This window comes from Massilia sp. 01N410 (assembly GCF_056399665.1).
In genome coordinates this window covers 1-10,286 of sequence record NZ_JBFTRV010000036.1, presented here as the reverse complement: position 1 = coordinate 10,286, position 10,286 = coordinate 1, and the positions used below count along the sequence as shown (strand labels likewise).

The following is a 10,286-nucleotide window of genomic DNA, read 5'->3' as shown; positions in this document are numbered from 1 at the left end:
GTGGCCGAAGCGGGCAAGGAGATTTCGACCCGTCCGTTCCAGCTGGTCACCGGCCGCGTCTGGAAAGGCTCGGCCTTCGGCGGCGCCCGCGGCCGCACCGACGTGCCCCGCATCGTCGACTGGTACATGGAAAACAAGATCAACATCGATGACCTGATTACCCATACCTTGCCCCTCGAGCGCATCAACGAAGGATTCGAGTTGATGAAGAGCGGGCAATCGATCCGTTCGGTAGTGCTGTACTAAGTCCAACGACAAGAGGAGACATGATCATGAACAGTGCAGTCCATATTCACCCGGCCGTCGATGAGGGCATCCCGCCGGAGGCGCCGGACTTTGCAGGCGGGACCCTGACCTGCCTGTGCGCCACCGACCCGGTGACGGTCGAGATCAAGGGGCAGGTGGCGCACAACCACGTATGCGGCTGCACCAAATGCTGGAAGCCGGCAGGGTCGCTGTTCTCCCAGGTTGCGGTGGTGCCGCGCGAGAACCTGCAGGTGGTCGCCAACGGCGACAAGCTGCAGCCGGTCGATGCCACCGCCACCATCGTGCGGCATGCCTGCCGCGAGTGCGGCGTGCACATGCTCGGGCGCATCGAAAACACTGCGCATCCTTTCTATGGCCTGGACTTCGTGCACACCGAGCGCTCGAACCAGCGCGGCTGGGCGGCGCCCACCTTCGCGGCCTTCGTCTCGTCCATCATCGAATCCGGCGCACGTCCCGAAAACATGGGGACCGTGCGTGCGCGCCTGAACGAGATCGGCTTGCCACCCTACGACTGCCTGTCGCCGCCGCTGATGGACGCCATCTCGACCCACGTCGCCAAAGCCAAGGGCATCCTATGAAGCTCTTGCGCGTGCTGTTGCTGGCATCGCTGGCGGCGCCCGCCGCCGCGCAGCCCAACGAATTCCCGACCAGTGGGCGGGTGGAGTACGTGCTGGAGTGTATGCAAAAGCACGACGGCAAGTACGAATTCCTCTACAAGTGCTCGTGCGTCATCGACCGCATCGCCGAGGCGATGCCTTACGAGGACTTCGTGGCGATGTCGACCGCCTTGCGCGACCAGGCCCTGGCAGGGGAACGCGGCGGCGTGTTTCGTGATGCACCTACGGTCAAGGTCATGGCCGACAAGTACAGAACCATTCAGGCCAATGCGAACAAGGCCTGCCATGTGCAGCAGCGCTGAACCACAAGAAAACATTAGGAGACCAACATGTCATTGCAAACAAGACTGATCCGCTGGTGGCCCTGCCTTGTATTCGCCGCCTCGCCGGCCTTCGCGGCCGACACCGACCTCGCACAGCTGAGCAAGGACCCGAAGAACTGGACCATGCAGGCCGGCGACCTGAGCAACCAGCGTTACAGCGAACTCAAGCAGATCAACAGCAAGAACGCCAAGAGCCTGCAGGTGGCCTGGACCTTCTCGACCGGCGTGCTGCGCGGCCACGAAGGCGGGCCGCTGATCATCGGCGACACGCTGTACCTGCACAGTCCCTTCCCGAACAAGGTGCTCGCGATCTCGCTGGAAGACCAGAGCATCCGCTGGAAGTACGAACCGAAGCAGGATCCGACCGTGATTCCGGTGATGTGCTGCGACACGGTCAACCGCGGCCTGGCCTATTCGAACGGCAAGATCTTCCTGCAGCAGGCCGATACCACGCTGGTGGCGCTGGATGCCAAGACCGGCGCCGAACTGTGGAAGACCAAGGTCGGCGATCCGAAGATCGGCGAAACCACCACCAATGCACCGCACATCTTCAAGGACAAGCTGCTGACCGGCATCAGCGGCGGCGAGTTCGGCGTGCGCGGCCGCATCGCCGCCTACGATCCGAACACCGGCAAGCTGCTGTGGAAGGCCTTCAGCACCGGGCCGGACCAGGACATGCTGATCGACCCGGCCAAGACCATGACCTGGACCGACGGCAAGATGGCGCCGGTCGGCCCCGACTCTTCGCTGAAGAGCTGGCAGGGCGACCAGTGGAAGCTGGGCGGCGGCACCACCTGGGGCTGGTACAGCTACGACCCGCAACTGAACCTGGTGTACTACGGCAGCGGCAACCCCAGCACCTGGAACCCGCGCCAGCGCCCGGGCGACAACAAGTGGTCGATGACGATCTTTGCCCGCGACCTCGACACCGGCATGGCGAAATGGGTCTACCAGATGACGCCGCACGACGAGTGGGACTATGACGGCGTCAACGAAATGATCCTGGCGGACATGAAGGTCAAGGGCCAGCCGCGCAAGGCACTGGTGCACTTCGACCGCAACGGCTTTGCCTACACGATGGACCGGCAGAGCGGCGAATTGCTGGTCGCCGAAAAATACGATCCGGCGGTCAACTGGGCCAGCCACATCGACATGAAGAGCGGACGTCCGGTCGTGGTGGCGAAGTACAGTACCGACAAGAACGGGCCGGACGTCAACTCGAAGGGCATCTGTCCTTCGGCCCTCGGCACCAAGGACCAGCAGCCCGCTACCTACTCGCACAAGACCGGCCTGTTCTATGTGCCGACCAACCACGTGTGCATGGACTACGAGCCCTTCCAGATCGAGTATACGGCCGGTCAACCCTACGTCGGCTCGACCCTGTCGATGTATGCGGCGCCGAACAGCCATGGCGGCCTGGGTAATTTCATCGCCTGGGATGCCGGCACCGGCAAGATCGTCTGGTCCAAGCCCGAGAAGTTCTCGGTGTGGAGCGGCGCATTGTCGACCGCCGGCGACGTGGTGTTCTACGGCACCCTGGAAGGCTATATCAAGGCGGTCGACCACAACGGCAAGGAACTATGGAAGTTCAAGACCCCGTCCGGCATCATCGGCAACGTCACGACCTGGGAATACAAGGGCAAGCAGTATGTCGGCGTGCTGTCGGGCATCGGCGGCTGGGCCGGCATCGGCCTGGCGGCCGGCCTGACCAAGGGCACCGAAGGACTGGGCGCCGTGGGCGGCTACAAGGACCTGGCCAAATATACCGAACTCGGTGGCGTGCTGACCGTGTTCGCGCTGCCGGATCGCTGATCCGCAGGATCCGTATCGCGCGGCCGCCGGCATGTCGCAGGCCGGTGGCCGTACCCTGTCATTACCGGAAATCGCCATGAACAAATTCGTAACCCTGATGTTGAGCGCGGCCTTTTGCATGGCCGCCGTACCCGCCGTGGCCGACGAGACTGCCGCGCCCGCCGGTGCCGCACCCTACAAGGTAGCCGACGGCAACAAGGTGGACGCCCAGACCCTGAGCGGCTGGAAAACCTGGCGTGCACTGGCCTGCGAGCGCTGCCACGGCGCGGCGCAGGAAGGCATGGTCGGCCCTTCGCTGATCGACAGCCTGAAAGTGCTCACCAAAGAGCAGTTCAAGCAGACCGTCCTGCACGGCAGGATCGACAAGGGCATGCCCAACTTCGACGGCAGCAAGATGGTGGTCGAGAACATCGACAACCTGTATTCCTATCTGAAAGGACGCTCGGATGGCGCGATCCAGCCGGGCCGCCTGCAGGAGATCGGCAAATGAGGTGGCCCGGCAGCCTGGGCAGGCTGGCGGGGGCAGCGTTGGCGCTGCTCTGCCTGGCCGGACCGATCGCCGCCCAGCAGGCCATGAATGACGCAGGTCCGGGCCAGGACAAGGTATTGCGTGTTTGCCAGGATCCGAACAACCTGCCGTTCTCGAACCGCGATCAGGCCGGTTTCGAGAACAGGATCGCGGCCCTGTTCGCCCAGGAGCTGGGATGGAAGCTGGAACACACATGGTTCCCGCAGCGTATCGGCTTCATCCGCAATACCCTGCGCGCCAAGCTGGAGAATTCCGACCGTTTCAAGTGCGACCTGGTGACCGGCGTGCCGGCCGGGTTCGACATGGCGGCCACCACCCGCCCTTACTACCACTCGAGCTATGCACTGGTGTACGTGAAGGGCAGGGGGCTGGACGGTGTGCGCGGCCTGGACGATCTGGCGGCCTTGAAGCCGGAGCAGCGCGGCAAGCTGCGCTTCGGCGCGTTCACGTCCTCGCCGGTCACCGACTGGCTGATGCAGAACAGGCTCATGGAGCAGGTCGACTGGTACCAGAACCAGACCGGCGACGCCGAGCAGTACCCGGGCCAGATCATCGAGCGCGACCTCGCCAGCGGCAAGATCGACGTCGCCTTCGTCTGGGGCCCGATTGCCGGCTACTTCGCACGCAATACGCACGCGGCGCCGATCGTGGCCGTGCCGCTCGCCTCGCGTCCGGGCATGAAGCTCGATTTCGAGATCGCGATGGCGGTGCGTCATGGAGACAAGGAATTCAGGCAGCGCATCGACCAGCTGATCGATGCCAACCGGGGCAAGATCGCCGCCATCCTCGACGAGTACGGCGTACCGCAGCTCGACCAGCAGGGACGGGTGCTCGCTTCCCAGCGTACGGTGAAACCATGATGCGCCGGCTCGCAATGTTTGCCATGCTTGCCGCGCTTGCCGCGGGCCCGGCGGCTGCCCAGCCGATCTCGTCCGCCGAAACCCTGTTGTTCGAGACCGACCACCTGGCGCGCCTGAAGGCACCGGCGACGCTGGTGTATGCCTTTCGCAAGGACAGCAACGTCGAGCCCGGCTTCAGCGACGAAGTGCGGCTCGACCTTGCCCAGGTCGAGGGCAAGCTGAGTGCGACCCTGCATTTCCTGTCAGGCGAGCACAAACAGGACATTCCGGCGCTCGAAGAAGCCCATGGCAACCCGGTCCTGCTCGGCTTCCTCGAGCACGACATCGCCGAGATGAAGCGACTCACCGGGGGCTCGACCAGTTATTTCCGCAAGCGGATCCGCATGGCGCTGGCGGAAGGCGCCCAGCTGAGCCGGCAGCAGATCGTCTACCAGGGCCGGACCCTCGATGCGCAGGTGGTTCGCATCCAGCCTTACCTGAACGACCCCATGCATGCACGCTTCGAGAAATACGTGCACAAGATGTACACCTTCGTCCTGAGCGAACAGGTGCCTGGAGGCCTGTATCAGTTGCGTACTTCGGTCGGCAAGCCCGAGACGGTACGGACCGCCGCCAGCATGCCGGGCGTGCCGGCGCCTGTGCCCCTGATCGATGAAACCCTGACCCTGATCAGCGTCACGCCCAAGCAGCCCTGAGTCGCATGGGACGTCAGCAGGAGACACGCGATGGCGCCGTTGAAAGTATTCGCATTCGATTACGCGACCGCCGGCGGGCCGCTGCCGCGGCGACTGCCGCAGTCGCTCCGGCGCCAGAGCGACATGCTGCTGCAGGCCTTGCAGGCTGACCTGCGCGCCGTGCCCGGCATCGAGTTGACGACGATAGCGCCTGTGCAGGACGCCCCCGGGGCCCGGCCGGCTTTCAGCGAGCGCTTCCAGGCTGGCATGGAAGCGGCCGATGCGGTATGGCCTCTGGCGATCGAATCGGAAGGCTTGCTGGAACGCTTGTCGCGCGAGATCCTGGGCGCCAACCGGATCCTGCTGGGTAGTGCACCCGGCGCCGTGCAGGTGGCAAGCAGCAAGCTCAAAGTGGCGCGCGCGCTGGCAGACGGCGGCGTTCCGGTTGCCGCAACCTACAGTCCGCACGCCGTTTTGCCCGACGAGCGGGGCGCCTGGGTGGTCAAGCCCGACGGCGGCGCCGGCTGCTTCAACATCCGCCTGTTCAGCGATCGTGCGGCGGCGCTGGCATGGATCCGTGTCGCGGCGGCGGAGGGCTATGTGCTGCAGCCCTTCATTGCCGGCAAACTGGGCAGCCTGTCCCTGCTGTGCTGCGATGGCGTGGCACGGGTGCTGAGCTGCAACCTGGAGCGGGTGGCCATGCGCAACAACCGCTTTCACTTCCTTGGCAGCACCGTCGGCGGGCTGGAGGATCGCGATGGCGCTCTCGGTCGCCTGGCCCAGAAAGTGGCGGCGGCAATTCCCAGCCTGTGGGGGTATGTCGGCGTCGACTTCGCCCTCACGAGCGATGGCCCTGTGGTGCTGGATGTGAATCCGCGGCTTACCGCCGCCTATGTCGGCCTGCACGCCGCGATCGGGCATAACCCGGCAGGCATGGTCATCGAGCTGTTGAAGGGGCCGGCGGCCATGCCCGGTCCCTTGCAGGCCCGCCGTGCCGTCAGCGTGGATCTTGGCAACGGAGCGGATTGAGGACTACCTGATCGCGACGCCCCAGGGGAGTTTGCCGACCGGGATGTCGCGCAGCTTGGTCCGGCTGGCGGTGTCGATCACCGACACGCTGTTCGAACGGCCGTTCGCCACGTAGAGCTTCTTGCCGTCCGGTGTCAGCGCCATGTTCCATGGGCGCTGACCTACCGGAATCGTCGCCACGACCTGGTTGCTGTCGGTATCGATGACCGACACGCTGCCATCGCCGCCGTTCGACACATAGACCTGCTTGCCGCCCGGATGGACGGCGATGCCGTTCGCACGCAGCCCGGCCTTGATGCGGGCAACGATGGCAAAGTTCCTGGTGTCGATGACGAAGACTTCGTTGGCATTTTCCGTCGCCACGTAGGCGCGGCTGCTGTCGGGCAGGAAACCGATGCCGCGTGGGCGCGCCCCGACCGCGACCTGGCCTACCTGCTTGCGCGCGTCGAAATCGATGATGTCGACGGCGTCGCCTTCCTCCGCGCTGACGAAGAGCAGGTGCCCGTCCGGGCTGAACACCGCGTGTTCGGGGTTCTTGCCGTGGACCTTGATCGCGAACGCCAGCGCATTGCTGCGTGTGTCGACCACTGCGATATCGTTCTTGCCCTCGACCGCCGCCACCACCCAGCGCCCATCCGGAGAAATCGAGACACCTTCCGGCGACTCGCCCAGCGCGATCGCTGCACCCAACTTGCGGGCAGCGACGTCGACCACTTGCAGGCTATTGTTCGGCTGGTCGCTGACGTACAGCCAGTGCCTGTCGAGGCCGACAGCCAGGCCGCGCGGCTTGCTGCCGCCGGGCAGGGAGGCGACCACCTGGTCGGTGGCGGTATCGATGACGGACACCGTGCCGGCGCCCTCGTTGGGGACGTATGCGAACGGTTCGGCATGCAGGAAGGACGGCAGCGCCGCCAGCAGCGCGAGGGTGGTCGAAACGAGGTGCTTCGGGCTGATGATCATCGGTTCTCCAAGGGAAGGCCGGCATGGCGGCGGATGCGCCGCACGGCACGGCGTGGCCACATGCGCCACAACAGGCCGTCGCGATCGATCAGCATGTGCTTGCCGACCGCAAGCACATGCAAGCCGACGAACAGCGCGAGCAGCAGCGCGGCGATATGGTGGGTCTGGTTGAAGAGGACATACAGCGCCCTGTCGTCGGGGCCCCAGGGCGGCAGGCGCACCAGGTTGAAGAACTTGATGCCATGCTTGCTGAAATTCGATGCAAGATAGCCGGATAGCGGCAGGATCAGCATGCAAAGATACAGGACTGCATGGCTGAGCCTGGCCACGTGCCGCTGCCAGGGCGGCATGCTGTCGGGCAGTGGCGGTGGCGCATGCATCAGGCGCCAGGCGAGACGCAGCACGATCAGCAGGCCGATCAGGATGCCGCTGCTCTTGTGCAGGTTGACATACATGCCGCGTTCCGGCGTGCCGCGCGGAATATCGTCCAGCATCAGGCCAAACACGAATTGGCCGAGCAGCAGCAGGGCGATCAGCCAGTGCAGGACGATGGCCGTGCTTGTGTAGCGGTCGCGTTCGGGCTTGTGCATGGGCTCCGTTCAGTGAACCAGCGATTTCTCGGGCGGCTTGATGTTGAGCCGCTGTAGCTTGCGGTACAGGGTATTGCGGCTGATGCCCAGTTCCCGCGCAACGCCGCTCAGGTTCCACTCGTGACGCTGGAGTTCCTGCAGCAGCGCGCGCCGTTCGGCGCTTTCGAGCGTGTTCAGGCTGGACCCGGTCATGGCCACCGCTTCCATCCCGGCACAGGTCGACGGCACCGCCTCGGCAGTACTATCCCGGTATTCGGGCGGCAGGTCGCGCACGGTCAGGCAGTCTGTGTCCCGCAGGGCGATCATGCTGCGCAACAGGTGACGCAACTGGCGTACATTGCCGGGCCAGCGCTGCTGTTCGAGCGAGGACAAGAGGCGAGTATCGAGTTCGACCGGGCTGCCCTCGTCGCTTTCCTCCGTCGCCAGGTGCCGGATCAAGGCTGCGCGGTCGACGCGCTCGCGCAATGGCGGCAGAGTGAGCGTCACGCCTTGCAAGCGGTAATACAAGTCTTCGCGGAAGGCGCCGAGTTCGATCTTCTTTTGCAGGTCGCAATGGGTGGCGCTGATGAGGCGGATGTCGAGCTTGACCGGGGTCTCGCTCCCGAGCGGGACCACCTCGCGTTCCTCGAGTACCCGCAACAGCCGGGCCTGCAGGGCGACCGGCATGTCGCCTATCTCATCGAGGAAGAGCGTGCCCGAATTGGCCTGCAGGAGCTTGCCGCGCTGCCCCTCCTTGCTGGCGCCCGTAAAGGCGCCGGAGCGATAGCCGAACAGTTCGCTTTCGATCAGCGATTCCGGTATCGATGCGCAATTGATCGCTATAAAAGGCCAGCTGGCCCGGCTGCCGGACGCGTGGATGGCACGCGCGAACATCTCCTTGCCTGTACCGGTCTCGCCCAGCAACATGATCGCGACGTTGCGCTCGAGAACGCGTTTGGCTTTCTCGACATTGGCAGCCATGACGGGATCGCCGAACTGCAATTTGTCGAGCGGGCTGTCGGGCTGGATGGAGAATTCTTCCTTGGCACCGACCCCGGGCAGGAGTCCGATCGCTGCCGCATGGCGCGGACCGGAGGTCGACAGAGGCTGGTACATTACGCCGAAAAAACGGGCGCCGTTGCGGATTTCAAAGATCGGTACCGGGTGGAAGGCTTTCCTGACCGTGCTGTCGATCAGGCCGGAAAAGGTAATGTTGAACAGCTCGGTGATGTCGCGGCCGACGATCTCGGTGCGGTCGTTGAATCCGAGCTGGAACAGGGCACAGCGCGTCGCGGCCAACACCTTGCCGGTGACACTCAAGGCGATCGCACCTTCGCTCAAGGTGCCGACGAATTCCGGACGGTTATGAAAACGCAGGATGAAATCATGGCGGAACTGGTGCAGGAACACCCGGTTTTCGATCATCTGTACCGACATGCTGACCAGCGCGAGTGTGTGTTGCTGGGCCAGGCGCGACTCGCCGGAGGCGTCGAGCACACCGACCAGTTCGCCTTCGTGATCGAAGATCGGCGCCGCAGCGCAGGAGAGGCCGGTATTCCTGGACAGGTAGTGTTCGTCCTGGTGCACGGTCACGGGGCGCCGTTCGAACAGGCAGGTGCCCATGCCGTTGGTTCCCTGCGCACGTTCGCTCCATACCGCGCCCGGCATCAGGCCGGTCTTCGATGCCGCATGCGTGAAAGCGGGGTCGCCAAAATAATTGAGCAGCACTCCCTCGCGGTCGGTCAGCATGATTGCGTAACCGGATCCCGCCAGTTGCTGGTACAGGTTGGCCATCTCGACCTTGGCGACCGCCTGGACATCGGCCAGGCGTTCCTGGCGTTCCTGTAATTCGGCGACTGGGACGACTTCGGGTTCGGCGCAGGTGCCGGGGTCGAGCCGGTATTCGTCGAGGCACCGTATCCAGGACTGGGTGATGCGGTTTGCGCTTCCAGGACGTCCAGGTCCGTTTCGGCTTTGAACGACCGAGCGGACACGGTTGACGTGTTCCACGGCAAAGTTTGGCATGCTGTCTCCTGCGTCCTCACTCATGTGCCGGGCAAGGCGCCGGCCACGGCTTGTTATCGTATGGACTGTTATTGAGTTGCAACCACAGCATCAGATACTACTCTTGGCAGCAAATAGTTCAAGTGTTCACAATATTTTTAACCAATAGCGTTGTCGGAAGAGCCCGATTTCTTGGAGTCCAGACGGGTATCAGGGCTAATTGAATCAGTGTGAACTGTTCGCTCGTAACGAGGTCTGGTGTTCAGATGCGTTGTCGGCGCAACAGGGCTTGTGTGGTGCCGCCTTGTTTTGCTATAGTTCGCGTCCTGCTTCTGCAGCGCACGAAAAGTTTAATAGAATCAACGGATTAAACTTGTATAAACGGCCATGCCGAGTGCAATGAAGAAAAAGATGGAGTTGACGAGTTAAGCGAAACACTGCATAATCTCATTCCTCTGCTGCTGACGAACAAAACGATTCGCCGGATGCAGCAAAGGCAGTACCGAATACGATCTTTAACAATCAACAGTCGATAAGTGTGGGCGTTTGATGAAGTGCCAGCATCCTTCGGGATGCTGAATGCTTAAATTATCAAATGTTCACAAAAAGTATAACGTTGCTCAGCAATGAGTGACGGTCAGT

General features: G+C 63.3%; 10 protein-coding genes and 1 pseudogene. 8 read left to right on the top strand and 3 right to left on the bottom strand.

Annotation, left to right across the window (positions count from 1 at the left end):
* From AC1DOP_RS26910 to AC1DOP_RS26875, 8 genes and pseudogenes are all read left to right on the top strand, one after another.
* A pseudogene (locus AC1DOP_RS26910) lies at positions 1-246 on the top strand (S-(hydroxymethyl)glutathione dehydrogenase); the annotation flags it as partial.
* Between the two features lie 26 nt (positions 247-272).
* Positions 273-845, top strand: coding sequence for an S-(hydroxymethyl)glutathione synthase (gene gfa, locus AC1DOP_RS26905; protein WP_442124916.1), 573 nt, complete (start codon positions 273-275; stop codon positions 843-845).
* Positions 842-1,186, top strand: coding sequence for a hypothetical protein (locus AC1DOP_RS26900; RefSeq protein ID WP_442124917.1), 345 nt, complete (start codon positions 842-844; stop codon positions 1,184-1,186). The genes gfa and AC1DOP_RS26900 overlap by 4 nt, the downstream gene beginning before the upstream one ends.
* A 27-nt stretch (positions 1,187-1,213) precedes the next feature.
* Complete coding sequence (locus tag AC1DOP_RS26895; RefSeq protein WP_477254346.1) at positions 1,214-3,019, top strand: methanol/ethanol family PQQ-dependent dehydrogenase; 1,806 nt, start codon at positions 1,214-1,216, stop codon at positions 3,017-3,019.
* Between the two features lie 76 nt (positions 3,020-3,095).
* On the top strand, positions 3,096-3,509 hold the full coding sequence (locus tag AC1DOP_RS26890; protein ID WP_442124919.1) for a c-type cytochrome: 414 nt from the start codon (positions 3,096-3,098) through the stop codon (positions 3,507-3,509).
* Positions 3,506-4,408 (top strand): quinoprotein dehydrogenase-associated putative ABC transporter substrate-binding protein, encoded by a 903-nt coding sequence (locus AC1DOP_RS26885; protein ID WP_477254343.1) that lies wholly within the window; start codon positions 3,506-3,508, stop codon positions 4,406-4,408. Before AC1DOP_RS26890 ends, AC1DOP_RS26885 begins: the two co-directional genes overlap by 4 nt.
* Positions 4,405-5,103 (top strand): hypothetical protein, encoded by a 699-nt coding sequence (locus AC1DOP_RS26880; protein ID WP_477254341.1) that lies wholly within the window; start codon positions 4,405-4,407, stop codon positions 5,101-5,103. Before AC1DOP_RS26885 ends, AC1DOP_RS26880 begins: the two co-directional genes overlap by 4 nt.
* A gap of 30 nt (positions 5,104-5,133) precedes the next feature.
* Positions 5,134-6,111, top strand: coding sequence for an ATP-grasp domain-containing protein (locus AC1DOP_RS26875; RefSeq protein WP_477254339.1), 978 nt, complete (start codon positions 5,134-5,136; stop codon positions 6,109-6,111).
* Between the two features lie 3 nt (positions 6,112-6,114).
* On the opposite strand, the gene AC1DOP_RS26870 is transcribed toward AC1DOP_RS26875, so the two are convergent.
* The 3 genes from AC1DOP_RS26870 to AC1DOP_RS26860 are packed head-to-tail and all read right to left on the bottom strand — an operon-like array spanning position 6,115 to position 9,665.
* Positions 6,115-7,071: a beta-propeller fold lactonase family protein gene (locus tag AC1DOP_RS26870; protein ID WP_477254337.1), complete on the bottom strand. Its 957-nt coding sequence runs from the start codon at positions 7,069-7,071 to the stop codon at positions 6,115-6,117.
* Positions 7,068-7,661 carry a cytochrome b gene (locus tag AC1DOP_RS26865; protein ID WP_442124924.1) on the bottom strand — a complete coding sequence of 198 codons (594 nt, stop codon included), beginning with the start codon at positions 7,659-7,661 and terminating at the stop codon, positions 7,068-7,070. The genes AC1DOP_RS26870 and AC1DOP_RS26865 overlap by 4 nt, the downstream gene beginning before the upstream one ends.
* Positions 7,662-7,670: 9 nt before the next feature.
* Positions 7,671-9,665 carry a sigma-54-dependent Fis family transcriptional regulator gene (locus tag AC1DOP_RS26860; RefSeq protein ID WP_477254334.1) on the bottom strand — a complete coding sequence of 665 codons (1,995 nt, stop codon included), beginning with the start codon at positions 9,663-9,665 and terminating at the stop codon, positions 7,671-7,673.
* Positions 9,666-10,286: the final 621 nt, after the last annotated feature.